The organism is Flavobacteriales bacterium, from assembly GCA_026129465.1.
Classification (GTDB): domain Bacteria; phylum Bacteroidota; class Bacteroidia; order Flavobacteriales_F; family PHOS-HE28; genus PHOS-HE28.
On record JAHCIA010000001.1, the window covers coordinates 1,589,677 to 1,615,543 of the forward strand.

The following is a 25,867-nucleotide window of genomic DNA, read 5'->3' on the forward strand; positions in this document are numbered from 1 at the left end:
CGGAGTCTCTGTAGGATCCCGTCGCCCTCGGCATGCGGCCTGCCTGTGCCCGATGTACGGCTGGAAACGCCGCATGTGCAGGGTATGACCGTTGCCGCCCCGCTTCACACATTCGCCAACCACGCCTGCACCATGCGCACCTTGCCGTAGGAGAACTTGTCGCCGAAATGCGCACGGATCTCGCCACTGTTCTTGCCGGGGTGTTCGCGGATCCACTCGGCGATGGCGTCGCGGTCCGCGGCTGGCAGCAACGCGTCGATCTCCAGGATGCCCTCGCCGATGCCGCGCGCCGCATGGCCTTCGATCGTGCCCAGCGACAGGCCCCGTTCCCTGGCCACCTCGTCCAGCTGCATGCCGTTCTTGATCAGCGCGTAGGTCTTCAGGTAGGTCTCGCCCTTGATCTTCGGCGGCTTGGGCTCTCCGGCGGCCTTGCGCTTCTTCCTGCGTGAAAGGCCAGGTTCCACGTGCTCGTCCGCATCCGAGGGGTCCCACGCCTCATCGCGCTTCCGTCGGCGGCCACTCTTCAGCGCGCTGGCCGGCGCATGCTCCGCCACCCAGGCCTTCACTTCCTCCACAATGGCGCTGCGCTCGGCCCCGAGCTTCCGCTCCTGTTCCGCGTCGCGCGTCACCTCCCGGCTTTCCAGGATGCAGGTGGTGACATGCACCGCCTTGGCGATGGTGGCGATCTTCTTCACCAGCATGCCGTCCAGTTCGCGCAGCGCATCGCCGTACTGCTTGGTGCGCGTAAGGAGGTCCACCTGTGCCAGGTGCCGCAGCAGGTCCTTCATGGCATCCTTCAAGAAGCCGCCATAGTAGTCGGCGCCCCTGGCGATGCGCTCCAGCAGCACCGGGCGTTCATCCTGCTGCAACAGCCGCATCAACTGCCCCTGGAACTTGCGCGTGTTGTCCTCCTCGGTGCGCAGCCGGTCGCGGAACCGTTGCAGGGCGGTCTTCATGCCCTCGTCCTCGAAGGCCGATACCTCGTCGTGGTCCTTCTGGATGTGATCGGCGCGTTGCAGCAGGTCGCCCAGGTCGAAGGTGCTCACCAGCATGTCGTGCAGAAAACGGCGCTGGTACTCCTGCAACTGCTCGGGCAGCGGCTGCTGCGCGTGGCGCCGTTCGCTGAAGGCCACCACCTCCCGGTCGGTGCTCACCACGGCGGGTTCGATGCGGGTGCGCAGGATGAGCCCCTCCAGCGAACGCAGCCGCGACAATGCCACATACACCTGTCCCGGTGCGAAGGCGCGGCCCACGTCGATGATGGCCTTGTCGAAGGTGAGGCCCTGGCTCTTGTGCACGGTGATGGCCCAGGCCAGCTTCACGGGGTATTGCTCGAAGGTGCCCAGGATGCGCTCCTGCTGCTCCTTGGTCGTCTGGTCGATCTCGTAGCGTTTGTTCTCCCAGGTCTCGCGTTTCAGCACGTAGGGGGTGTCGCCATCGATCATGCGCACCTTGATCCTGCCTTCGGCGATCGTTTCCACACGCGCCAGCTTGCCGTTGAAGTAGGCCTTCTCGGGGTCGTTGCGGGTGAACATGATCTGCGCGCCCTCCTTCAAGGCCAGCTCGCGCAGCACGGGGAACATGCTCTCGGGGAAATCACCTTCGATGTCGGCCTCGAAGCGATGCACCCGGCCGGGCAGCTTCTCCAGCGCGCGTTGGTTCAGCTCATCGGCCGTGCGGTTGTGCGTGGTGAGGGTGATGACGCCGTCGCTGGCGTCCTCGGCGAGCCGCGGCTGGTAGTGCTCGTTCAGCGCGTCCACATCGGCCTGCGTCACCGTGTTCTCGCGCAGGTGGTTGAGCAGGGCGATGAAGCGCTCGTCCTGCTGGCGGAAGATCTTGTCCAGTTCGATGTGCGCGTAGCCGCTCTCCTTCAGCGCGTGGGCCTCGAAGAAGTGCATGCTGTCGTAGTAGCGGCGCATCACGCTCCACTCCTCGTCCTTCACAATGGGTGGCAGCTGGTAGAGGTCGCCGATGAAGAGCACCTGCACGCCGCCGAAGGGACGGTCCCAGCGCTGGCGCACACTGCGCAGGCGGTGGTCGATGGCGTCCAGCAGGTCGGCGCGCAGCATGCTCACCTCGTCGATGATCAGCAGGTCCAGCGCGCGCAGCACATGGCGGCGCAGGGCGTTGAGCGGATGGCGGCGGTTCAGCGTATCGCGGTCGGTGAAGGCGCCATACTCGCCGATGTCGGGTGGCAGGCGCTTCTCCGGCACGAAGGACCCGAAGGGCAGCAGGAACTGGCTGTGCACGGTGACACCGCCCGCGTTGAGCGCCGCGATGCCGGTGGGCGCCACGATCACATGGCGCTTGTGCGTGTGCGCGGCGAGGCGGTGCAGGAAGGTGGTCTTGCCGGTGCCGGCCTTGCCGGTGAGGAAGACATTGCGCGCCGTGCTGTTGACGAAGCGCGCGGCCAGGGCGGCCATTTCGGTCTCCACGTGATCGTGCGCGTCCATATCAGGGCGCAAGATCGCTTCTGGTGGTGGTTGAGGCGTTGGAAGTGGGTGGACTACGGAAGCATCGGAGGACATGACAAGGTGAAGCGCGAAGAACGGCTCCGGTGGTTGACGACATGATCGTCACCGGCACGGAAGGAAAGATATGTGTCGGGAGTGCAACATGGATGACACATGCAGTACACATGAAAGTCGCGATGATTTGACCGAACGTTCAACCAAGCATCCGGATCGGGAAATACGACCCAGGGACTTTTGGCCCCTGGAAAAACAAACCGAACCCGATGAAGAATCTCACTACCCTGCGACTTGGGGCGCTGGCCTCGGGGCTGGCCTTGGCCATCGCCTCGCATGCCCAGACCCTCCGGATCACACCGATCGGCACCTACCAGACAGGCCTCTACGGCGAAAGCGCCGCCGAGATCGTGGATTACGACCCCGGCACCCGTCGCGTATTCTCCACCAATGCCGCGGCCAACAGTGTGGATGCGATCGATATCTCCGACCCGTCCAACCCCACACTGCTTTTCACCATGGACATGTCGCCATACGGAGGCGGTGCGAACAGTGTGGTGGTGATCGATGGCGCCATCGCCATTGCCTGTGAGGCTTTCGTGAAGACCGACAACGGGAGCGTTGTGTTCCTTGACCTGAATGGGAATTTCCTGAACCAGCTCACCGTAGGCGCATTGCCGGACATGATCACCAGGACCCCCGATGGCACCAAGCTGCTGGTGGCCAATGAGGGCGAGCCGATCAGCTACCTGGACGGCATCGACCCCGAGGGAAGCATCAGCATCATCGATATCAACGGAGGGATCGCATCTCTCTCGCAAGCCCAGGTGACCACGATCGGTTTCGAGGGCTACACCCCGGAGATGCTGCCTGGCGTGAGGATCTTCGGTCCCAACGCATCGGTGGCGCAGGACATGGAGCCGGAGTACATCGCGGTGAGTGCGGACTCGCAGACGGCCTTCGTGGTGTGCCAGGAGAACAACGCCGTGGTGCGCATCGACCTGAACACGAACACGATCGTCTCCATCACCTCGCTGGGCATGAAGGACCACAGCCTGCCGGGGAATGGCCTGGACGCGAGCGACCAGGACGGCATGATCAACATCGCCAACTGGCCGGTCAAAGGACTGTACATGCCCGACGCGATCGCCTGCTACACGGTGAACGGCGAACCCTATGTGATCTACGCCAATGAGGGCGACGCAAGGGACGACTGGCCGGGTTATGAAGAAGGTCGCCGCATCGGCAACGCGGGATACCAACTCGATCCCGATGTGTTCCCCAATGCCGCTGATCTGAAACAGAACGCCAACCTCGGCAGGCTCACCGCATCACGCGCATCGGGCGACCTCGATGGCGATGGCCTATTCGAGGAGATCCACGTCCTGGGCGCACGTTCCTTCAGCATCCGCAACGCCGCAGGTGAGCTGCTCTACGACAGCGGGGAGGACTTCGAGCGGATCACTGCCCAGCGCTACCCCACGCGCTTCAACGCGAGCAACAGCAACAACAACTTCGACAACCGAAGCGACGACAAGGGACCGGAGCCCGAGGCCGTGGAGGTGGCCCTGATCGACGGACGCCACTATGCCTTCATCGGTCTCGAACGCATCGGCGGCATCATGGTCTATGATGTCACCGACCCCACCAACGCCCAGTATCTGGACTATGTGAACAACCGGAACTTCGGCGCCAGCCCATTGAGCCCTGAGGGCCTGGACTCCGGTGTGGAATGCCTGCGCTTCGTCCATGCGGACCAAAGCCCCAATGGTGAGATGCTGCTCATCAGCGCCAACGAAGTATCGGGCACGGTGACCATCTTCCAGGTGGACCTGTTGTACTGCGAGCCGGGCGATGGCATCACACGCGTGCGCCAACAGAACGGCAACGGCCCGGTGACCACCACGCAACTGGCCAGTTTCGAAGCCCCGCAGAACGACGGGGACCACTTCACCGCCACGCTGGGCGGCCTCATCTGCCCGCCGGTGAGCGGTTACTACCGCTTCTTCATCTCGGCCGACCACCGTGCCGAGCTCTACCTGAGCCCCGGCACCACCCCGGTGAACGGACCGGCCATCGCGCGCTGCCCCGCTCCGGTGCCGCCGCATGTCTACACGCAGTTCGCACAGCAGTCCTCCGCGGCCATCTGGCTCGAGGCCGGTGAACTGCGCTACCTCTATGCCACACACCGCGAAGCCAATGGCCCCGACCATGTGAGTGTGGCCTGGGCGCGAGCCGATGGGATCCACCAGGACCCCATCCCAGGCATCTACTTCTTCCAGCCGGCACAACCCAAGGACCTGGCATCACTGCTCACAGAAACATCGATAGCACCGGCCACCTTCGGTATGTATCCCAATCCCGCCAATGACCGCCTGCACGTGGAACTCCTCCTGCAGGAGGCCGGCCAGGTAAGGTTGGAGCTGATCGACCCCACCGGCCGCCTGTTGATCGAACGGACCACTTCGGCGGAGGAAGGCCGTCACATCGAAGTGTTGGACATCACCGGCTTGCGGCCCGGCATGTACCTCATGCGGATGACCAGCGGAATGGAACAGGAAACGAAGCCCTTCGTGGTGATGCGCTGACCAGCGGTCCTTACGAACGCCCAGCGGCGGCCATGCTCATGGCCGCCGCTTTCGTTCCATCGATACCGTGCCGGGTCTCAGTGCGCCACCACGAATCGCCGCGCCGCACCACCGATGCGCATCACGTACGGTCCATCCGGCAGGCCGGAGACATCGAGGGTTTCGCGATCGGACGCGATCCATGCGTGGCGCAACATCCGTCCGGAAGCATCGCGCAGCTCGGCCCATTGTCCGCGCAGCCCATCCGCCTGCACCACCACCTGGTCGCTCGCCGGGTTCGGATACAACCGGAACCCTTCGCCTTGGGCTATTTCGCCCATGCCGATCTCCACGCCACTGATACGTGACAATCCGGTGCTGGTGGCCACCCACACGTTGTCGTCCTGGTCGATCGCGAGGCGGCGCACGTTGGGACCCGCGAGCCCATCGCTGGTCTCGATCTGGGTCCAGGCGACCCCGTTGAACCAGCTTACGCCGCCCTCGGTCACCAGATAGTCCACATACACAGCGGCCCAGATGCGTCCCTGGCCGTCGATGTCCACATCGGTGATCGGATTCAATTCATCCGGCGGTGGAAGCAGGAACACATGCGCATGGTCCGCGATATGCGTGTTGTCGCTGCTCATCAGGCTGATGCCTTCGTCGGTGGCCACCCAACGGTGCTGCTGGCCATCCACCGCTATCGCCCGAAGGCGGTTGGAAAGGAGCCCTTGCGCGGTGGTCACCGCCGTGAAGCCCGTTCCGTTGTACACGATCATGCCGCCCAGCCCACTGCTGATGAGCACATCGGTTCCGGAGAAGGCCACATGGCGGGCACCACCGAAGGGGATATCGGGCGGGCCGAACGCGGTGAAACCGCCTCCGATGAATCGCGAGGCGCCATTGCTCGTGGCGATCCACACGTCGCCGTTGGGCGCCACCTTCACGTCCTTCACCTCGTTGCCGCCAAGCCCATTGGCGGTGGTGTAGGTCTGGTAGACGCCGCTGTCGAAGAAACTCAGCCCGAAGTCGGTGCCCACCCAGGCCGTGCCGTTGGAGACCACCTCCACGGCGTAGGTGTCATTGTCCGCCAGCCCGGGATGCGAAGTGGTGTTGTGCACGGTGAAGGAGGAGCCATCGAAGACGGCCACGCCCTGGCTGGTGGCGATCCACACCTTGCCGTCGGGGCCGATGGCCACATCACGCAGGTCGTTGGAGGGCAGTCCGTCCTGGGTGGTCCAGGTGGTGATGGTCTGCGCATGGGCCGCGATGGCGAAGAGCGCGGCGAGGAGGGTCGTGGTGGTTCTCATTCGATGATGATGAAGGGTTCATGGAGGTCGCCATCGGCGCTGCGCACACGCAGCACGTAATGGCCGGCGGCGAAGCCGTGGGTGGCGAAGCGGATGCGTTCGTTCGTGGCGTGCGTCACCGGTGCGCCCATGGCGCGGCCATCGGTGCCGAACACCTGGGTCTCCAGCGGTGGCGTCATCCGCACTATGGCGTTGAGTTCCGTGGTGGCCGGGTTGGGGTAGAGCAGCAGGCGGCGGTCCACGTTGTCCTTCAGGCCGATGGTGTTCACGGCGTTGAAGGTGGGCGGCAACTCGCGGAAAGGCCCGGTGCCGTTGGGGTAGCGGCCGGTGGTGCTGATGGGGTATTGCACGCCGAAGACGATCTCGTCGATGATCGCGTCGGCGTCGTAGGCCAGCGTGAGGGTCTCGCCCTGCGCACCGAGTTTGAAGTTGGCGTGGTGGCCGCCGAGATCGTCGCGCTCATCGGCCCAGACGATCATGAATTCGCCTGGGATGAGCGTGCGCTGCGGCAGCGCCCATTTCTGCGACTGGCCGGGATCGTCCGACAGGTACAATCCTGCGGTGGACACCGTGAAGGGCCCGGGGTTGTACAACTCGATCCAATCCGCCGCCTCGTGGTCCTCGTTCAGCACCACGCCGCCATTGAGGGCCATCACTTCATTGATCACCAGGTGGCCGGGAAGGATGCGCGTCTGGATGCTGAAGTGGTCATGCTCGGCACGCTCCGGCAGGAATGCGCCCGCCGTGGCATTCTGCGCATAGATGTAGTACTGCAACAGGTTGGATGAAGCCGTGAGCATGATGCCGTAGACACCATCGCCCGCACCACCGTCGCCGTGCAGGCCATCGTCGTGCATGGCCAGGCGCTGGAACACGCCGCCATCGGCGAAGCGGTGACCGAGCATCACCTCGTCCGCGTCCACAACAGACACCGTGATCGTGACCGTCCCCCCCACCGTGAGATCCTCCGGCTCATGCACCGGCGCACCGATCTCCGGATGCCCCAGGTAGCCGGGATAGCCCAGCAGCCAGGCGGACCGCGCTTCCATCAATTGCGCGATGCCCGGATAGGTGGTGATGCCCGACACCGGCAGGTCCAGGTTGTCCAGGAATTCCTGGTGGCTGAAGAAGGCGTTCGTATCGGCCTGCACGTACGGATCGATCAGCGCGCGCATCTCCAGGGCGCGGTCGTAGTAACGGCCATTGGCGAACCAGCCCGCGATGATGGTGCGCAGGTGCGCGATGTACATCCGCCGATGCGTCGGGTCGGCGAAGAGGTTGCGCATCAGCGGGCGCGGCAGGATCGACGGCGCGTTGTGGTGCATCAGCGGGTCCATGGTGATGGCGTTGGCGATGCTGAAGCCGTTCCAGTAGAGCGAGGCGTCGGTGAGGCGAAAGCTCGCGAAGGACATGTTCAGGTCCCAGGGAATGGTGTTCCACCGGCCGTTGGGATCGCGGTACAGGTAGTAATTCTGCGCGTAGCCCACGTAGCTGTCGAAGTTGATCAGCGCGTAGTTGAAGGCGTGCATCCACAGCGCACGGTCCACGTTGAGCACCTGGTCCACGTGTTCCGCGTCCTGGTTCAACGTGGTGATGAGGTCCAGCAAATGGCTCCAGCCCTGGTCGCTCTCGATGGAGTACACGCCGTAGTAGTCCGTGCTGTCGGGTCCGGGCGAATCGCTGAGGTTGCAGTTCTCGCCACTGGGCGAGACCACCGGCGGGTTGCCCTTGAAGAAGCTGCCCTTGCGATCGCCCCAGCAGCGCTGCACGAAGTCCTTGTTCACCGCCTCCACATTGGTGTAAAGGCCGATCAGGGTGTCGTTCACATGCAGCGTGGCGAAGTTGGCGCGCGAGGCGGGCATGTGGTCCCTGGCCACCTCGTAGCCCAATGCTTCGCGCAGGCAGGAGGGATCGGAGGTGATGTTGCTGAGCTTCAGCTTGCGGAAGCCCTGGTGCCCCTGCCCCGCGATGGTGTGGTCCAGCTTGATGTTGAAGGGGTTCTTCGCGCGGCCCACGCTCACGCTGCTGTAGCCCTTGTAGCGCACGCCCACACCGGCGTAGACCTGCCCATCGATGGAGAGCGTGCCGGTCAGTCGTCCCTTCTCGCCCTGCACATAGAGGCTTTCAAGCGTCTCGCGCCAGTGCGGGTCATCGAACCAGAGCCGGATGTCGTGCACCGTGCCGGGGTCGTAGAGCGGCGGTTGCGCCTGCACGGCCAGGCCATGCGCGAGCCAGGCGAAGGCCGGCACCACGATCCGCAGCAATGGGCGCATGGCACGGTCAGCGTTGCAGGACCAGGGTACGGTGGAGACGCGTGCCGTCGCGCAGGTCCAGCATCAGGTGGTAGATACCATCCGGTCGGTCACCCAGGTCCAGGCCGGTCATCGGCGCAGTACGAAGCACCGCTCTTCCCGTGGCGTCCAGCAGGGTGATGGACAGCAGCTCACCCAGAGCGATGCCAGCGATATGCACGACGCCCGCCGTGGGGTTCGGATACACCGAAATGCCCGTGCTCGCCTCTTCCTCCACCGCCGTGCCCAGCCCGCAGGGGTCGGCCCCCAGCAGTGCGGAGATGCCCGGGTCATCGCAGGTGTATCGGAAGGCTTTCTGCGGGCCATCGGCATGCTGCCACACCACCTGTCCGCCGCTGGTCACTTCATACATGTACTGGCCGCTCAGCGCCACGAACACGTTGCCGTTGGGCATGATCTCCGCCGCGCTCTGCCCGCCGGCGTAGGCCAGGCAGGTATGCCTCCACCCGTAGTTGCCGGGGCCCCAAACGGTGCCGGGCGTCCACGGGTAGTTGTAGCCGTCGCGCTCGGGGTTGATGGCGTCGATGGCGGTGGTGTTGCCGCCGATGTTGTTGTTCACGAACATCAGCCAGCCCTCCATCGGCCGGCCGGGTTTCACCCACTTGGCGTCATGCACGGCATTGGGGATCCGCTGCGGGGCGTTCACCCCGTAGTTCTGCGGCTTGCCCCAGCGAAAGAGGAAGTCTCCGCCGCGTCCCGCATTGCCGCCGGTGTGCCCCGCGGCCTCGGCCGTGGTGGTGCTGTGGTCGATCACGAAGATCTCGTTCACGTGGCGCGAACTGAACACGATCTGGTCCAGCTCCGGATTGTAGTCGATGCCGTTCTCGTGGAACCAGTCGATGCCGCTGCCCGTGGCCGGCACGTTGATGTTCATGCGATGCGGGTTCTGCGCGATGGGCATGTAGTTCGGCTTGTTCGGGTCCACATACTGGATGAATCGGTCCTGCATCTCCCACTGCCACACCACCTGGGCGGTGCTGCCCGTGGGTTGGATCTCGATGATGCGGCCCGGGTAGCGCGCCGCGTTGCCGGTGTAGCCCAGCGCCTGCAACTGCGCCAGCGTCCGCTTCACATAGGCCAGCAGCAACACATTGCCGTTGGGCATCACGCAGATGTCGTGGTGCGTCACATGGTCGGCCGTGGAGTAGATGAAGTCCCAGACCACCTGGCCCTGCGGGTTCAACTCCTGCACCCTGCCGCTCACCGCCGCACTGTTGATCTGGTTGCCGTTGTTGATCGCCGTGCGCACGATGTTGCCGTTGGGCTTCAGCGCCATGGCGTAACTGTAGTTCGTGGGGCAGTTCCACGTGTGCACCTGCGCCGTGGTGTGGTCGCGCAGGCGGGCGATGGAGGCGTTGGAGAGGTTGTAGAGCACGTAGCCATCGAACTGGCTGAACGCGGCGGGGCCCGGACACAGGGTCAGGAGCGCACCAAGGGCAAGTGCGAGGGTTCGCATGTACAATTCAGAAAGGGTGGTTCCAGGTTTCGCAGGGCGGAAGCTTCACCGGCGGGATACCGCACGTTAACACTTCCTTGACACAAGGTCGGACGAATATCCCCTGCCGTGGTTTGATCGAGGTCCAGCTTTGGAACAACCCTGCCCGGCGATAGGAACCCTAAGGCCGTCGGATGGGGCGGTGCAAGCCGGGGTACTTTCGCGGAGCAACAGGCCATCGGGCAACGAGATGGGAACGACCCTGGGTCTCCGCCGCAACTGGAAGCAGTTCACCCTGCTGGTGATCGTCAACGCCTTCGTGGGTGGCATGGTGGGCATCGAGCGCACGGTGCTGCCGGTGCTGGCTGAACTGGAGTTCGGCATCGCCTCGCACGCGGCGGCGCTCAGCTTCATCATGGCCTTCGGGGTGAGCAAGGCGCTGGCGAACTACTTCACCGGCAGGCTCGCCGGGCGCTACGGGCGCAAAGCGCTGCTCGTCACAGGCTGGCTGCTCGCCTTCCCCGTTCCCTTCATGCTGATCTACACCGATGCCTGGGCCTGGATCGTGGCGGCCAACATCCTGCTGGGCATCCACCAGGGCTTCGCTTGGAGCAGCACAGTGGTGATGAAGATGGACCTGGTGGGCGAACAAGACCGTGGGCTGGCCATGGGCCTCAACGAGTTCGCCGGATACCTGGCCGTTGGCGGCATGGCCTTCCTCACGGGCTACCTCGCCGCGCACTACGGACCTCGTCCGGTGCCCTTCCAAGTTGGGATCGTGCTGGCGGTGATCGGCCTGGGCATGACGCTGCTCTGGGTGAAGGACACCGTGCACCACGTGGCGGCCGAAAGCGCGCAGAGCATCGTACCAAAGCTGAAGCGCGTGTTCCTGGAAACGAGCCTCACGCACCGGACTTTGGGCAGCGTGACGCAGGCCGGCCTGGTGAACAACCTGAACGATGGCATGCTGTGGGGCCTGCTCCCTGTGTTGCTCTTCAGCGAAGGTTTCGGACCCGGACAGATCGGTGCCATCGCGGCGGTGTACCCTGCCGTGTGGGGATTGGGACAACTCTTCACCGGCAAACTGGCGGACCATGTGAACCGCCGATCACTGCTCATTCTCGGCATGGTGCTGCAAGGGATCGCCATCCTGGCCCTTCCCTATGTGCATGCACAGGGCGCGTACATCGCGCTCAGCGCCGCGCTCGGACTGGGCACCGCGCTCGTGTATCCCACCTTCCTGGCCGTGCTCGCGGCGCACACGCATCCGCAGCAACGCAGCGAGGCCGTGGGCATCTTCCGCCTCTGGCGGGACCTGGGCTATGCCATCGGCGCGTTGGCTACCGGCCTCATCGCGGACCGATTCGGCATCACGGCCTCCATCCTCGCCATCGGGGTCGTCACGGTGCTCAGCGGGATCGTCGTGTGGTTGCGTATGCCCAGCGAGCGCAAGTGCCTGGAGCCCGAGGACCTGAAGCCGTTGCTCGGCAAAGCGGACGTTCGCGTGGTGGATGTGCGCAGCCCCGAGGAGTACGCCAGCGGTCACCTGCCGGAGGCGATCAACGTGCCGTTGGCCGAGCTGCTTGAACGGGCGCGCAATTGGTCGCCAGGAGAGCGCATCGTCACCGTATGCGCCAAGGGCGGCGGACGCAGCGCACAAGCCGCTCAGCTGCTGCGAGACCTGGGTTTCGGGAGGACGTGGTGGTTGTGCGGGGGGACCTTGGGGTGGCGGTGAGCAGCCCACTCCGGTTGCTGCCCTCAATAGGTGAACGCTACCCCCACGCCGAAGCCCATGTCGCTGTCGTAGTGCCCCCGCACCGCCCAGGTCTTGTCCAGCACATACCTCAGGCCGGCCATGTACTCGTAGTCGCTGTTGCCCATCAGGTCGAGGCGCAGGCGCGGCGTGAGGGGGATGTCATGGCGCATCAGTTGCGCGCGCAGCCGGCCATCCGTGTCGATGCGCGCATCGAGCACCAGCAGCATGGGCAGGGTGTACTGGAAGCCGATGTGTGCCACGCTTCGGCTGTTCTTGGTGTTGCGCTGCTGGAACATGTTCTCCTCCGGACTGTCCGTGTGTCCTTCACGGGTGCGCCAGTCGATGCCGATGTTGGGGAACCACCATTGCATCTTGCCGAAGTAGCGACCGAAGTGCGCCTCCACCTCCTGGCCGTGCATCTCGGTGTAGCCCAGGCGCCATTCGGTCTGCAAGGCCCAGCGCTTGCTCATCAGCATGGCCTCGCCATCGATGCCGTTCGTGGCGAAGTCGCTCATGGCCATGAAGTGCCAGGCCTTGTCCTCGCGCAGGAAGCGGCGCCAGGCCTTGCGGGCGTCGGGCAGCACGGGGTTCGGCTCGGCGGGCGGGTTGGTGAACACGCGGCCCATGCCGCTCATCATGTGGTAGAGGATGTGGCAGTGGAAGAACCAGTCGCCCTCCTCGGTGGCGGCGAACTCGATGGTGTCGGTCTCCATCGGCATGATGTCCAGCACGTTCTTCAGGGGCGCGTGGTCGCCCTGGCCGTTCACAACGCGGAAGAAGTGGCCATGCAGGTGCATGGGGTGGCGCATCATGCTGTTGTTGTGCAGGATGATGCGCACGTTCTCGCCCTTGCGGATGAGGATGCGGTCGGTCTCCGACACGGTCTTGTTGTCGATGGCCCAGAGGTAGCGGTCCATGTTGCCCGTGAGGGTGAACTTCAGCTCCTTCACCGGACCGGGCGGCAGCGCGGTGGGCGTGGGCGAGCGAAGCATGGCGTAGTTCAGCGTTACGATGTCGGAAAGCGCGTTGCCGTTGTAGCGGTCGTCGCCCTCGCTGGTCCGTGAAGTCTCCTTCGGACCGGTGATCTCGGGGTACATCACCACGTTCATGTCCATCTGCTGCAGGCTCATGTGCATGCCCATGTCGTCGAGGTCGCCGTTCATACGCATCATGTCGTTCATCATCTTCATCCCCTCGAAGTACTTCAGCGGCTGCAGAGGCGCGGCGAGCTGGCGGATGCCGGAGCCGAGCCACACCGAGGTGGAGCGCACGCGGTCCTCGCTGGTGGCGAGCAGTTCGTAGGCCGTGCTGTCCGCAGGAATGGTCACGATGATGTCGTAGGTCTCGGCCACGCCCATGATGAAGCGGTCCACCTCCACGGGTTCCACGTCCATGCCGTCGCTGGCCACCACGGTCATCTTCCCGCCCGCGAAGGTGATCCAGAAATAACTGCTCGCGCCGCCGTTGATGAGCCGTACGCGCACCCGGTCGCCGGCCTTCAGCCGGGGGGCCTCGTCCACCGGCCTGCCGTTCGCCAGGAGCAGGTCGTAGTACACGTCGCTCACGTCCATGGCGTTCATGCGCTTCCACTCGTTGGTAAGCTTCACGCCCAATGCGCGCTGTCCTATCGCATCGCTGTAGCTCTGTACGCTGCCGGGCCGCACTTGGTGCTTCTTGATCGCGCTCCAGTCGTTGGCCATATGCAGCCGCCGGTGCACCTCCATGGGCTTCATGTCGGTCCACTCGCTCAGGATCACCACGTGTTCGGGCATCGGCGGGGATTCGCGCTTGTGGATGATGAAGGCGCCGTGCATACCGTTCTGCTCCTGCAGGTTGGTGTGCGAGTGGTACCAGTAGGTGCCGCTCTGCACCAGCGGGAACTTGTACACCTGCGTCTCGCCGGGCTTGATGGGCGCGGTGGTGAGGTAGGGTACGCCGTCCAGGTGATATGGCAGGATCAAGCCGTGCCAGTGCAAGGAGGTCTCCTCCTTCGCCATACCGTTTCGCACCACGATCATCGCCGTGTCGCCCTCGGTGAAGGTGAGCGTGGGCATGGGGATGCCGCCGTTCACCGCGTAGGCCTTGCGCAACTTGCCCGTGTAGCTCACGAGGGTGTCGGTGATCACCAGGTCGTAGCGGGTCACCTGCGGGGTGAAGCCGCCTTGCAGGCGCGAGGTGCCCAGCGCGGGGTGCACGGTCTGAGCCATGATGCGCCCGGCAAGCAGCAAGAGCAGCGCCAGCATGTGGAACCACAGACGGATCATGCGAAGAGCAGGCATGGCATTCGTGTCGATGCTCCGTTTACCTGGCGATGGTCTCCTTCACGCTGCCGCAGGTCATCATCTGCGCGCCGTAGAAGGGATTGCGGATGGCCTTGTCGCGGCTCAGCCAGTTGGAGCCGCCCTCGTACATGGGGCAGTGGTCCAGGTACACCGGCGCGGATGCCGGCGATGCCTTCGCCAGCCTGGTCATGGGTGAGGTAAGCTCACGGAAGGCCTTGCGCTGCGCCTCCAGGTCCTTGGCGGAGCCGATGGCCGTGGCCACGTTCGCGATCAGCTCCATCTCCTGCATCCACACCGTGTGCACATCGGCACCGAGGGCGCCCATGTCCACCACACGGACGGCGGCATCCAGTTGCTGCGCCGCCGCTTTGGCCTTGGCCGCATCGGAAGCTACAAGTGCGTCCTTCAGCTGGAAGTAGACATCGAACACCGGTGTCAGTGGATCGGTCGTTGCCTGCGGCGCGGGTTGTGGTGCCTCCGCCACGTGTCCTTCGTGGTCATGGCCGTGCGCGGCGGCCTCCTGCTGCGGCGTCCGTTTGAAGCTGCGCGCATACTGGCAGCAGCCTGGCAGCGCGGCGTAGGCGGCATCGGGCGCCAGGTAGCGCTCGTTGTCGTAGCCTGCGTGGGCGATGCGCTGCAGCACGGCATCCAGCGTGGTGCGCATGGTGTCGATGGTGATGCGCGCCGTCTTGGCATCGACGTCCCAATCGGCCTCGGCCTCGCCCTTCACGTAGGCGACCTCCTCGATGGTCTTCTCGCACATCGGGCAGTCGCCGTCGATGCGGACGGTGATGGAGTGTGCGTTCTTCAGTTGTGCGCTGCATCCCGGCAGCAGCAGCCACAAGGTGGCCAATAGGGCTGTGGTTCTCATGGTCTTGTTCGGTTGAAGGTTCATTGAAATGTTCACTTGTCAAGCCGTGCCCAACGCAGCCGCAGGCTGTTGCTCACCACGCTCACACTGCTCAATGCCATCGCCGCTCCCGCGATCATGGGGTCGAGCAGGAAGCCATTGATGGGGTACAGAACACCCGCCGCGATGGGGATGCCGATGATGTTGTAGATGAAGGCCCAGAAGAGGTTCTGGCGGATGAGCGAGACGGTCCTCCGCGAAAGCGTGATGGCGCGGGGGATGGCGAGCAGGTCGGTGCTGATGAGTGTCATGCGCGCCACGTCCATGGCGATGTCGCTGCCCTTGCCCATGGCGATGCTGACGTCGGCCTTGGCGAGGGCCTCGCTGTCGTTGATGCCATCGCCCACCATGGCCACCACGTGCCCTTGCTGTTGCAGCCCTGCCACGAAGGCGGACTTGTCCTTGGGCAGCACTTCGCTGCGGAAGTCGTCGATGCCCACGGCCTTGGACACGGCCTGCGCGGTGCGGCGCGAATCACCGGTCTGCATGTAGACCTTGATGCCGGCTTTCTTGAGGCGTGCGATGGCCTCGGCGGCCGAAGGCTTGATGGTGTCAGCGATGGCGATGGCGGCGCGCACTTGCTTCCCATCGGCTAACCAGATCACCGTGTGAGCGGCTTCCTGCCAGCGTTTCTCGGTATCGCGGTACTCCGGGCCGATGGCGATGCCGTGCTCCTCCAACAGGCGGCGGTTGCCCACCAGCCAGGTGGTGCCATCGACGGTGGCCTTGACTCCTTTGCCAGTGAGGCTTTCGAAGTTGGTGAGCCGTTGTCCGTTGTCGGTTGTTGGTCGTCCGGGCGCACCGGCTGTCGCGCGAAGTGCTTGAAGTTGCCGCACCACGGCCTCGGCCAGAGGGTGCTTGGACCGGGATTCGATCATCAACAACGCACCCGCCACCTGGGCATCATCGAGGCCCATGGCTTCCACCACTTCAGGCTTGCCTTCGGTGATGGTGCCGGTCTTGTCCAGCACGATGGCGGTGATCTGGCGCGCGCGCTCCAGGCTCTCGGCATCCTTGATGAGGATGCCTTTCTCGGCGCCCTTGCCCATGCCGGCCATAATGGCCGTTGGCGTGGCAAGGCCCAAGGCGCAGGGGCAGGCGATCACCAGTACGGTGACGAGCGCCAGCAATCCCTGCGTGAAAGCATGCTCACCGCCGACCACCCACCACACGATGGCACTGACGATCGCGATGACGATGACGATGGGCACGAAGATGCCCGCCACCTTGTCCACCAGTTTCTGAACGGGCGCCTTGCTGCCCTGCGCCTGCTGCACGGCGCGCACGATGTTGGCCAGCAGCGTTGCCGCGCCGACCTTCTCTGCCCGCATGCGCAAACTGCCTTTCTGGTTGATGGTGCCGGCCAGCAGCTTCGCGCCGGGTGTCTTCGCCACGGGCACGGGCTCGCCGCTCAGCATGCTCTCGTCCACGTAACTGTCGCCACCGATCACCTCACCGTCCACCGCGATGCTCTCGCCCGGTCGGACCACCAGGATATCTTCCACATCGACATCCGCTATGGGCACTTCCGCCGTGGAGCCGTCCGGCGCTTCGCGCAGCACGGCGTTGGGGCGCAGGCCCATGAGCTTCTTGATGGCGCTGCTGGTGCCGGCCTTGGCACGTTCCTCCAGGAATTTGCCCAGCAGGATGAAGGTGATGATGACACCGGCCGCCTCGAAGTAGACGTGCGGTTCCAGTCCGCGGTCCAGCCAGAACGACGGATACAGCGTATTGAACACGCTGAAGCCGTAGGCCATGCCGGTGCTGAGGGCCACCAGCGTGTCCATGTTGGCACTGCGGTGCTTCGCCTGCTTCCAGGCGTTGATGTAGAACTGCCGTCCGAAGACGAAGACGATGGGCGTGGTGAGCAGCCATTGCACCCAGGGCGACCAGGGTGCGTGCATGAAGCCCATGCCCACGACCACCAGCGGCACCGCCAGGGCCAGGGATGACCACAGGCGCCGCTTGAGCGAGGCCAGTGCCGCGCGTTGCGCCTCCTCCAGATCGGCGGTGGCATCCTGCTCCTCACCGATGAGCAGGTCGTAGCCGATGCTCTGCACCACGGCGCGCATGCGGCGTTCGTCGATCACGCCCGGTACGTACTCCACCTGAACGGTGTTGGTGGCGAGGTTCACTGCGGCCTTCAGCACGCCCGGTGTGGCCAGCAGCATGCTCTCCACGCTGCCTACACAGCTGGCACAGGTCATGCCGGTGACGGGTAAGGTGCGCCTCAGCGTGGGCACATCATACCCGTTGTCGCGGATGGCCTTCACCACATCGCGCACGGCCTCCACGGGCGTGGTGCTCTCGATCACCGCGCTGCGGTTGTTCAATTCCACGTGGTGGGTCGTCACCGAGGGAACGGTGCCGAGGGCCTTGTCCACGATCAGCGCGCAGTGCTCGCTGTCCATGTTCTCCACGGGCACTACCAGGGTGCTCCTCTCAGTGCTCATGGCAAGTGGTGCTTAGGCGGCTTGTGCGATAAGGCCATAACCAGCGGGTTTGAGGGCGTTCAGCAGATCATCGAGCGACAGCGTGTCTTTCACCAATTCGACCTCGGCCAGATCCACCACATGATCGATGCGCGCGCTGATCACGCCGGGCAGCTTGTTCAGGATGTTGCCCACGCTGCTCGCGCAACCAGCGCAGGTGACACCGGTGGTGGTGAAGCGCTGTACCTCGGTGGCCACGTTGTAGCCGGCTTGCCGGATGGCGGCCACCGCCTCGCGCACCGCCTGTGCGGGTGCGACGCTGGTCAGGTTGGCCACGTGGGCGTTCAGGTCCACCTCGGCACCAGTGATGGCAGGTACCGTGCGGATGGCCTTCTCGACGCGCAACGCGCAGTGCGGGCTGTTCACATCGAGCAGTGGGAGGGTGATGTTCGTGCTGTCCATGGTCGTTCGTGTTCTACGGTACAAAGGACCGACCACGATGGACCGAACGCGTTACATCCTTCTGGGAGATCTTTACATCAGCCCACCTGGTCCAGCGGCAGCCTGCCGCCGCCCATCGCCTTGAAGGCCGTGGGTGTCATGCCCGTGAGCTTCTTGAACTGCGCGCTGAGGTGCGCCACGCTGTTGAACCCCGTGCGGTGGGCGATCTCGCTCATGGTGAGTTCACCGTACTTGATCAGCTCCTTCACACGCTCCAAGCGCTGCAGCAGGAAGTACTGCTCGATGGTGATGCCCTCCACCTCGGAGAACAGCACGGAAAGGCTTGAATAGTCCTTGTGCAGGATGCTGCCGAGATGATCGCTGAGCTTGACACGCCCGTCCGCCTCGCCCTGATGGTGCACGAGCTCCACGATGGCCGTCTTGATCCGGTTGATGATCGCCGCCTCGCGGTCCTCCACCAACTCGAAACCCTGTTCGCTGAGAGCGCGGGCCAGACGGTCGCGTTCGCCCCCGTCAAGTTCCTGATCCAGTTCCACCTCGCCAAGGTCCACCCTGAGCACCGGTGCGCCGAGCTCATCGAACACGCGGCGCACGGCGGCGCGGCAACGGTCGCAGACCATGTTGCGGATGGTGAGCTTGTGCGGTGCGGATGGATCGGACGGCATGAATGACAAAGGTGGACAAACAAGCTCGGTGGCCTGCTGTGCGTGCCGGATCGATCGAGCCAGGGGATCCATTCAGACCAGCACGGAAGGTGGCTTCCATTGCCTGTCCTCATCCTGGTCCGCTTTGATCCCATGCCCCACTGGTCCTTCAACACCATACGCCAAGGGCGGTGGCCGGAGCGCGGAAGCGGATAAGGTGCTTCGTATATTGCTATGGTAGGGCATGGCGGCCGGGCCGGGGACCTTGTGGTTGTCACAGTCATCGGACCGGTTGGGAGCACGAGGTCGAACATGCACCACGGCCCATGAACCATGTCGCTCTGTGACCTAAGTCATAGCGGATCGAACACGGTCGACGGTACCTTTATGTGATGCGTAGCGTTGCTGCCCTATTGGCCGGACATCTGATGCTGATGAGCTTATCCCCGGGCGGGGTGTTCGAGTTCGTCGGTGCCGGGTCATTGGCGGAACATTGGGAAGAGCATCAGGCCACGGACCCGGACCTGGGGTTCGGGGAGTTCCTGTTCATGCACTACTTCGATCCGGCGCATGACAATGCCGATCCGGTCGACCACGGCAAGCTGCCTTTCCATCACCAGAGCGTGGCGGCCATGGTGTGCATCCCCAGTGGGGATCCACTGCAGCCGACACTCTTTACACCGCGGTCGAACCCACCCTTCGTCCGGTCCATGACCGGCAAGCCCGTCGGCGTCAGCATCCCCATATTCCATCCTCCACAAGGGTAGGTCCTGGCTCCGCTGCGGAGTCGATCAGGTGTCAGGCGAACCTGCCGGCACCACCACTTGGACCAACACCTCTATTACCATGTTCCGTGTTTCGTTCCCGGCGATCATCGCCCTCATCCTTCTCTCCATCGGGCCCACGCACCAGGCCCAGGCCTGTCAATGGTACACCATCACCGTTACGGACGGCGCCACAGCGTCAGAGGTATCATGGAACCTGATCGATCAGAACGGTGTGACCTGGGCCATCGGCGGTGCTCCATACGATGCGGACATCTGCCTGCCGGACGGCTGCTACACGCTGCAGATGTTCGACAGTGGTGGCAATGGATGGCAGTATGAGGACTGGATCATCGAGGATTGGATCGGTGAGTTCGACTGGGACACCAACCTGCCCGATGGCCCGCATGGCGCGGACACCTTCGTTCTAGGGGATAACCAACCCTGCGACCCGGCGAACAACACGGGCTGCCCACCGGGATCGCAGACCCTGCAGTTCATCGTGACCAGCGGCTCGGCCCCGGCCCAGATCGGCTGGGATGTGGCATTGAACGGGGCGGTCATCGCGAACGGTGGAGCGCCTTACAACGACACGCTATGCCTCGCACCGGGCTGCTACGTGCTCCACCTGTCCGATGCGGCCGCCAACGGCTGGAACGGCGCGACTTACACCCTCAAGTACTTCGGTGGCGCCACCTTGTTCACCGGCACCCTGGCCGCCGGAGCCGCGGACAGCGTACTGATGAGCATCGGCGGGGCGACAGGATGCACCTGGCCGGGGCCGGGCGGACCCGGCGACCCGGGCGGCGGGATGTGCCTGAACAGCGGTGACCCCCCGGGCGATTGCCCATCGGTCGTGTGTGTGTGCGATCCCTTCACTTTTCCGATCACACCGAGCAGCTACGGCACCTGGGACGAGATACCGAACGCCGGCAGCCAACCGAGCAACCCCTATTACAGCTTCATGAACCCACCGCCGTGGGGAGGCACCGACTATGGCTGCCTGCTGGCGGGTGAACTGAACAGCAGCTGGATGATGTTCACCATAGAGACCGGCGGGAACCTCGGGTTCGCCTTTGGTGCCGGAGGCGAACAGATCGGCTTCTACGACTGGAGCATGTGGGCCTACACCGGCCCGGGCACCTGCGCTGCCATATCAAGCGGCAGCCTTGCCCCTGTACGCTGCGACTGGAACGCGGCGCCATGGGGCGGAACCGGACTGGCGAACACCTTGCCGCCCGGAGGAGATCCCGGGAACTACGGGCCCATGCTTCCGGTCAATGCCGGCGACCAATTCATCATCTGCTTCAGCAACTGGAGCTATGTGACCACCAACGTGACGCTCGACTTCTTCGGAACGGCCACGATCCAATGCGGTATGATATTGCCCATCGAACTGCTCAGTTTCGATGCGTGGAGGGAGAACGACCTTGTCCATACCCATTGGGCCACGGCCAGCGAACGCGACAACGACCACTTCGAGGTGGAACGCTCGGTGGACCTGATCGATTGGCACACCATCGGATCCCTCGCTGGAGCCGGGACTTCCCAGGCCATGCACGAGTACGACCTTTTCGATGAAGCTCCTCTGCCGGGTTGGAACTACTTCCGGCTGAAGCAGGTGGATCTCGATGGTTCCGCCTCCTGGTCCGAAGCGGTCCCGGTCTGGTTCGATCCTCCGCCGGACGTACTGGTGTACCCACAACCCAGCACCGGTGAGTTCCAAGTGATGGCGATACTGCGGGCGCCGGTGCTATTGAACGCCATGGGGCAGCGAGTCCCGATCGAGGTGGGCCACGACCTGGAACATGGATCCACGCGGATACGGCTCAAGGAGCCGGCCGCCGGCACTTACGTTCTCATGGATCCCGATACCAAAGGACGCTTCCGCTTGTTGATCGTGGAGCCATAGCGTGGATCGTGGTCATACTGAACACATGCCTGGCGTGCCATCGGTCCAAGTACAGAGCTCCCGATGCATCTTCGACCCATGGATCCCCGCACCGCCTCCCTCCTCGCCCTCTTCACCGAAGGCCGCACGCGCTTCACCAAGGTGCTCGACACCCTCACCGAGGCTGACCTGCCGAAGAAGCTCGCACCCTCGCCCAACAGCGCCGGTTTCCTCATCCGCCACATCGGTGATGTGGAGTTGCTCTTCGCGAAGAACGTCTTCGGCCTGGAAGGCGTGGAAGTGCGCGCCAAGACCGTGTCCAAGGGCTTCGATACCGGCGAATGGACCGACCTCGCGGCGCTGAAGGCCTATGTGCAGGAGAGCGCCGACACGCTGCGCCGCGCGGTCGAGGCCACGCCCGAAGCGGATTGGGACACCTTCATCGAGACCAAGGAGTTCGGGCGGAAGACCAAGGCCGAAGCGCTGGGCCGGATCGTGACGCACACGGCCTACCACGCGGGGCAGTTGGCGATGGTGGAGAAGTACGGCAGTTGATCACTCCTTCCGCAGCGTGCGTATCCACTTCTCCGATGAACGGTCCAACACGGACGGTCTATCCGCGCAGCTTCGTGATCCGTGATGCGATCGCCGATGGTTGCCGCTGCAACACCTCGCTGATGGCGAGCCGCGCGAGGCCTTTGTCCAGCATCTCCACGATCAGCTGATCCTCCGCCGGGCTCCAGCGCATATAGGCCCGGGGGTGCTTGCGGCGCACCTTCTCGAGATGCGCGGGCAACGCATCATTCGCTTCCAGCGGGGTAACGATGGCCGCTGCACGCCTGCTCCACGCCTCGCGCGGTGCATCCAGCTTGCGGTCGGGAATGGTGCTGTGGATCAGGTCGGCCACCCGCACGATGCTGCGCGCCTCCTTGCACATGGCGGCATAGGCATCCGCATCGCCGTCCACACTCAGCAGCACGCCCATCTCCCGGTTCTGACGCTCCGATCCGCCCAACAGGTTCAAGCTGGTGATCACGCCTTCGCGCTCGTTGAAGTAGCATTTGGCGTGCAGTTCCTTCAAAAAGTACAAGCGCATGTTCGGCAGCTCACGCAGGTCGCGGAACACGCCCTGATCCATGGGTTTCTTTCCGAAGAGGATGGTGATCTCCACCCCGCCCTCACCGGCATCCTGCAAGCGTTGCAGGTGAACGATACGGGGGAACACGAAGGCGCTGATGAGCGTGAGGGACGCATGGGCCTCGCGGATCACCCGCTCAATGGCGGCGCTGCTGTCGGTGGTGGTGAGGAAGGTGGCCATGGCTCATTTTGTCACACCACCCCCACCGTATCCACCTCCTCCATCACCTTCCCCGTTTCCGTGAGCGCCACGATCATGCGCTGGTAGTGGCGGATGTCATCGAAGGTGAGCGTGCGGCCGTGGCGGTCCTTCAGCCATTTCTGGGCGGGCTGGTAGCCGCCGATGTAGAAGTTCCAGGCCACCTCGGGCACACCGGCGAAGTACTGTGTGTCGTTGATCCACACCTTGCCCAGGCCCTTGCCGGTGGCCTCGAAACCGGGACTCTTCGCGCTCATCTTGCGCGTTACCTCGTTGCTGCCGCCCACGGGGTATTGCGTGATGTACCGGTCGATGCCCTCCCACTCCAGCAGGTGCAGTTGCCGCAGTTGGGCGCCCAGTTGCACCAGTGCGCGGAACTTCTTCGCATCGGTGGGGAACGGGATGCGCGGAAAGTCGCTCTTGAGGAACTCCTTATACTTGGCGCGGTACGCGGGGCTGTGCAGCACGGCGTAGCAGAAGTCCAGCACATCCAGCGGCGTTAGCTCCTTGGCCGTTCCATGTGCGAAGAGCCTGTCTGCCGGCAAGGCAGGCGCCTCGGGCTTGAAGGTGTACGTGAGTCCTACGCCCTTGGCCAGTTGCTCCACCAGCTTCGCATCCAAGTTGGGTTGCACTGCTTGGGCTACGGCTCTGGTCTGTTTGGTGGTTTCGGGGTAGAGGTAGAGCGGTGAAGCCATTACCCCACCGCGGTAGAACATGTTGAAGTCGGTAAGCTGATCCGTGCAGTACACCAGATTCCATTCCATGGCCCCCACGACTTGCCCTTGTCGGCCGATGACGATGCCAAGGTTCTTGCCATCAATGAAGTGACGCATGATCTTCCGTTGAGGACTTGCGTAGATGCCTCGCGAGTTTCCCGAATAGAAGGTCATTCTTGTGTCGAACGGCCGATACGCACAAGGCACAAGCTTCTCATCGCTGAAGTTCGCTATCACATCTCGCTTTGCCGTTGGCACAGCCCAGTCCCGTGCATCCTTCGCCTTCAAGCCAAAGCGTGACCGAATCGCTGCATCATCATTCTCTTTCAGGAAGAGCATGTTCGCTCTTACAACGGCTTTGTCGAAGTCAATCGTGATGCCATCCTTGCCAGTGACGAATCCAACTGTTGAATTGGTGAAGATGTCCTGAACGGAGAATCCTTTTTGATACTGCTTGGATGCACCGTCATCGACTGGCTGGAAGAAATACGCTGGATCTGAATAGTTAGCTTCTGCAAACGAGACATTCGTCAACCGCTCATCTTTCAATGTGTCGTACTTCAATTCGCGCGCACCCCAGAGGTCCGCGTGAAAGACCTTTCCGAGCTGGCCTTTCTTCTTCTGTGCGGTGCGGACGAATAGATTGATGCTCACACCTTGTTGGATGTCGAACACGTTCTCGTCCTTGCTGCCATCGGGTGCCACTTCCTTCTTCTTGCTGTTGCCGTGCAGGTCGATCACGTAGATCTTGTCGAAGGTGTTCAGCAGATGCCAGCGCATGCCCCGGAAGGTGGGGTTGTCCAGAAAGCTGTGGTTGTTGATGTAGGCCAGCACGCCTTCACCGGTCTTCTCAATGAAGTGCTCCCCGAAGCGGATGAACTTCACGTAGTCGTCACCGAGCCAGTGCTTCTTCTCGCCGAAGTGCTGCCCGTCCACGTACTTGTAGTCCTCGATCAAACTGCTGATCCACTCGCCCTTGTTGGTGCTGATGCCGCTGTACGGCGGGTTCCCCAGCACCACCATCACGGGCGTATCGCGCTTCACGGCGTTGGCCTCGTTGGCCTCCTGGCTCAGCCAACTGGCGAAGAGGGTGCCGGTATCGGGGTGGGCTTCTTCAAGAGAGTTGGTGAGGAAGACTCGTAAGCGTTGTTGGGCCTCGGCTCCGCTCGGCCTGACAACGCCTCCGCGCGCATTCGCGTTGGGTGTTCCATGCGGCTGGCCCATGTCGTAGCCGGTATCGCGCAGCACCAGGTCCAGTTTCAAATGTGCCATGGCATAGCTGGCCATCAGCAACTCGAAGCCGTTAAGGCGCGGGATCAGGTGTTGCTCCACGTATGCCGGCCATAGGCCCTGCTGCCCCTCGAACTTGGCGTAAACCTGCCGCACCACTTCGGCGAGGAAGGTGCCGGTGCCGGTGGCGGGGTCCAGCACCTGCACGCGGTGTACCTCTTCTTCAATGGCCACCTCCTTCACCTTGGCGTTCCCATGCCTCCCCTGGGTCACCACCTTCCGTTTGATCTTCACCTTGCTCGCATCCGCAAGCCCTGCCACCAGGCCGAACTCGCTCTTCAAGATCTCGTCCACCGCGCGCACGATGAAGCGCACCACGGCATCGGGGGTGTACCACACGCCGCGGCTCTTGCGCAATTTGGGGTCGTATTGCGCGAGGAAGTCTTCGTAGAAGTGCATGAAGGCATCCTCGCGGCCGCTGCCCTTGCCGAAGCCGCCGAGCAGCTTGGCGATGTCGGTGGCGCGGAAGATGTCGGCCAGCGCATCCACGATCCACTCGATGCGCGTGTCCAGGTCGTTGCCGCTGATGCTGTTGAAGAGCTTGCGCAGGAAGGGGTTGCTCTTGGGGATCAGCTTGGCGGCTTCTTCGCGGCTGAAGCTGTCCGGGCTGGGGTCGTGCAGCCGCGCGGCGAACATGCCGTAGGCGATGGTCTGCGCGTAGAGGTCGGCGAAGGCCTTGGGGGTGATGTCGTGGATGAGGATGACCTTGAAGGCATCAAGCTGCTGGCGCAGGTCGGTGTTGGCCTGGCTGGCTTCATCGCTGCTCACGGCCTGCTCGATCACATCGGCCAGCAGGCGGGCCTTGCCCGCCATCATGCTGGCGAGCTTCTTCGCGCTGGTGATGGTCTGCCCCTGCCACGCGGCGAAGTCGGCGATGAGGGCGGTGAACTTGTCGAACTCGGCGGGCAGCGGCTTCACCTTCCCGTTGCTCACCTCGCCGATGCGGATGCTGGTGGTGGGTTCGCCGTTCCGGAAGAAGCAGAACTCGAGGTAGTCGGTGATGATGAGGTTGTCCAGCGATCCCCGGTAGCGGTCGAACTGTTCCTTCAGGCTCTTGCTGCCCAGGTCCACGCCGATGTCCTTGGCCTCGATGTAGCCCACGGGGATGTCCTTGCGCGTGAGGATGTAGTCCGGCGCGCCGCAGGCGATGCGCTGGGGCTCGTTGGTGACGGCCACACCGGGGCACAGGGCGCTGAGCAGGCGTTGCAGGTCGCCCCGGTAGCTGTGCTCGGTGGCGCGGCCGCTGGCGTGGAGCTTGGCGAGGGCGGTGAGGTATTCGGGAAGGGTCATTC

16 protein-coding genes are annotated in these 25,867 nt (G+C 63.6%); 5 read left to right on the forward strand and 11 right to left on the reverse strand.

The features are described from left to right. Positions 1 to 104 precede the first annotated feature (104 nt). Positions 105 to 2,423 (reverse strand): AAA family ATPase, encoded by a 2,319-nt coding sequence (locus tag KIT10_06805; protein ID MCW5898962.1) that lies wholly within the window; start codon positions 2,421 to 2,423, stop codon positions 105 to 107. A gap of 314 nt (positions 2,424 to 2,737) precedes the next feature. On the opposite strand from KIT10_06805, the gene KIT10_06810 reads away from it, so the two are divergent. Beyond that, positions 2,738 to 5,056: a choice-of-anchor I family protein gene (locus KIT10_06810; protein ID MCW5898963.1), complete on the forward strand. Its 2,319-nt coding sequence runs from the start codon at positions 2,738 to 2,740 to the stop codon at positions 5,054 to 5,056. 77 nt (positions 5,057 to 5,133) lie between these two features. On the opposite strand, the gene KIT10_06815 is transcribed toward KIT10_06810, so the two are convergent. Genes KIT10_06815 through KIT10_06825 form a run of 3 tightly spaced genes read right to left on the reverse strand, consistent with a single transcriptional unit; the run spans position 5,134 to position 10,113 of the window. Beyond that, entirely contained in the window at positions 5,134 to 6,345 is a 1,212-nt protein-coding gene (locus KIT10_06815) for a hypothetical protein (protein MCW5898964.1), read from the reverse strand. After that, the gene (locus KIT10_06820) at positions 6,342 to 8,618 is read right to left on the reverse strand and encodes a CotH kinase family protein (protein MCW5898965.1); all 2,277 of its coding nucleotides are present in this window, start codon (positions 8,616 to 8,618) and stop codon (positions 6,342 to 6,344) included. The genes KIT10_06815 and KIT10_06820 overlap by 4 nt, the downstream gene beginning before the upstream one ends. A gap of 7 nt (positions 8,619 to 8,625) precedes the next feature. Next, positions 8,626 to 10,113, reverse strand: coding sequence for an aryl-sulfate sulfotransferase (locus KIT10_06825; protein MCW5898966.1), 1,488 nt, complete (start codon positions 10,111 to 10,113; stop codon positions 8,626 to 8,628). 229 nt (positions 10,114 to 10,342) lie between these two features. Here KIT10_06825 and KIT10_06830 point away from each other — a divergent pair, with 229 nt between their 5' ends. Further along, positions 10,343 to 11,827, forward strand: a complete 1,485-nt coding sequence (locus KIT10_06830) for an MFS transporter (GenBank protein ID MCW5898967.1) — start codon at positions 10,343 to 10,345, stop codon at positions 11,825 to 11,827. A gap of 23 nt (positions 11,828 to 11,850) precedes the next feature. Here KIT10_06830 and KIT10_06835 read toward each other — a convergent pair whose 3' ends face one another. From KIT10_06835 to KIT10_06855, 5 genes are all read right to left on the reverse strand, one after another. Further along, a complete protein-coding gene (locus tag KIT10_06835; GenBank protein MCW5898968.1) occupies positions 11,851 to 14,055 on the reverse strand; it encodes a multicopper oxidase domain-containing protein in 2,205 nt (734 codons plus the stop codon). A 94-nt stretch (positions 14,056 to 14,149) separates the two neighbouring features. After that, entirely contained in the window at positions 14,150 to 15,001 is an 852-nt protein-coding gene (locus tag KIT10_06840) for a DUF3347 domain-containing protein (GenBank protein ID MCW5898969.1), read from the reverse strand. 32 nt (positions 15,002 to 15,033) lie between these two features. Further along, entirely contained in the window at positions 15,034 to 17,493 is a 2,460-nt protein-coding gene (locus KIT10_06845) for a heavy metal translocating P-type ATPase (protein ID MCW5898970.1), read from the reverse strand. 12 nt (positions 17,494 to 17,505) lie between these two features. Continuing rightward, positions 17,506 to 17,934 carry a cation transporter gene (locus KIT10_06850; GenBank protein MCW5898971.1) on the reverse strand — a complete coding sequence of 143 codons (429 nt, stop codon included), beginning with the start codon at positions 17,932 to 17,934 and terminating at the stop codon, positions 17,506 to 17,508. Between the two features lie 77 nt (positions 17,935 to 18,011). Next, entirely contained in the window at positions 18,012 to 18,599 is a 588-nt protein-coding gene (locus tag KIT10_06855) for a helix-turn-helix transcriptional regulator (GenBank protein MCW5898972.1), read from the reverse strand. A 413-nt stretch (positions 18,600 to 19,012) separates the two neighbouring features. Between KIT10_06855 and KIT10_06860 the strand changes: the two genes are divergently transcribed. The 3 genes from KIT10_06860 (at position 19,013) to KIT10_06870 (ending at position 21,788) form a co-directional block, all read left to right on the forward strand. Beyond that, complete coding sequence (locus KIT10_06860) at positions 19,013 to 19,345, forward strand: hypothetical protein (GenBank protein MCW5898973.1); 333 nt, start codon at positions 19,013 to 19,015, stop codon at positions 19,343 to 19,345. 79 nt (positions 19,346 to 19,424) lie between these two features. Continuing rightward, positions 19,425 to 21,254: a hypothetical protein gene (locus KIT10_06865; protein MCW5898974.1), complete on the forward strand. Its 1,830-nt coding sequence runs from the start codon at positions 19,425 to 19,427 to the stop codon at positions 21,252 to 21,254. Positions 21,255 to 21,332: 78 nt separating this feature from the next. Further along, positions 21,333 to 21,788, forward strand: coding sequence for a DinB family protein (locus tag KIT10_06870; protein MCW5898975.1), 456 nt, complete (start codon positions 21,333 to 21,335; stop codon positions 21,786 to 21,788). Positions 21,789 to 21,846: 58 nt separating this feature from the next. On the opposite strand, the gene KIT10_06875 is transcribed toward KIT10_06870, so the two are convergent. Beyond that, positions 21,847 to 22,551, reverse strand: coding sequence for a hypothetical protein (locus KIT10_06875; GenBank protein ID MCW5898976.1), 705 nt, complete (start codon positions 22,549 to 22,551; stop codon positions 21,847 to 21,849). Positions 22,552 to 22,562: 11 nt separating this feature from the next. Further along, on the reverse strand, positions 22,563 to 25,865 hold the full coding sequence (locus KIT10_06880; protein ID MCW5898977.1) for an N-6 DNA methylase: 3,303 nt from the start codon (positions 25,863 to 25,865) through the stop codon (positions 22,563 to 22,565). Positions 25,866 to 25,867 lie beyond the last annotated feature (2 nt).

Coding starts and splice junctions, on each gene's coding strand:
- KIT10_06805 (MCW5898962.1), bottom strand. CDS start 2,423: ATGGCCGCCCTGGCCGCGCGCTTCGTCAACAGCACGGCGCGCAATGTC.
- KIT10_06810 (MCW5898963.1), top strand. CDS start 2,738: ATGAAGAATCTCACTACCCTGCGACTTGGGGCGCTGGCCTCGGGGCTG.
- KIT10_06815 (MCW5898964.1), bottom strand. CDS start 6,345: ATGAGAACCACCACGACCCTCCTCGCCGCGCTCTTCGCCATCGCGGCC.
- KIT10_06820 (MCW5898965.1), bottom strand. CDS start 8,618: ATGCGCCCATTGCTGCGGATCGTGGTGCCGGCCTTCGCCTGGCTCGCG.
- KIT10_06825 (MCW5898966.1), bottom strand. CDS start 10,113: ATGCGAACCCTCGCACTTGCCCTTGGTGCGCTCCTGACCCTGTGTCCG.
- KIT10_06830 (MCW5898967.1), top strand. CDS start 10,343: ATGGGAACGACCCTGGGTCTCCGCCGCAACTGGAAGCAGTTCACCCTG.
- KIT10_06835 (MCW5898968.1), bottom strand. CDS start 14,055: ATGGCTCAGACCGTGCACCCCGCGCTGGGCACCTCGCGCCTGCAAGGC.
- KIT10_06840 (MCW5898969.1), bottom strand. CDS start 15,001: ATGAGAACCACAGCCCTATTGGCCACCTTGTGGCTGCTGCTGCCGGGA.
- KIT10_06845 (MCW5898970.1), bottom strand. CDS start 17,493: ATGAGCACTGAGAGGAGCACCCTGGTAGTGCCCGTGGAGAACATGGAC.
- KIT10_06850 (MCW5898971.1), bottom strand. CDS start 17,934: ATGGACAGCACGAACATCACCCTCCCACTGCTCGATGTGAACAGCCCG.
- KIT10_06855 (MCW5898972.1), bottom strand. CDS start 18,599: ATGCCGTCCGATCCATCCGCACCGCACAAGCTCACCATCCGCAACATG.
- KIT10_06860 (MCW5898973.1), top strand. CDS start 19,013: ATGAGCTTATCCCCGGGCGGGGTGTTCGAGTTCGTCGGTGCCGGGTCA.
- KIT10_06865 (MCW5898974.1), top strand. CDS start 19,425: ATGTTCCGTGTTTCGTTCCCGGCGATCATCGCCCTCATCCTTCTCTCC.
- KIT10_06870 (MCW5898975.1), top strand. CDS start 21,333: ATGGATCCCCGCACCGCCTCCCTCCTCGCCCTCTTCACCGAAGGCCGC.
- KIT10_06875 (MCW5898976.1), bottom strand. CDS start 22,551: ATGGCCACCTTCCTCACCACCACCGACAGCAGCGCCGCCATTGAGCGG.
- KIT10_06880 (MCW5898977.1), bottom strand. CDS start 25,865: ATGACCCTTCCCGAATACCTCACCGCCCTCGCCAAGCTCCACGCCAGC.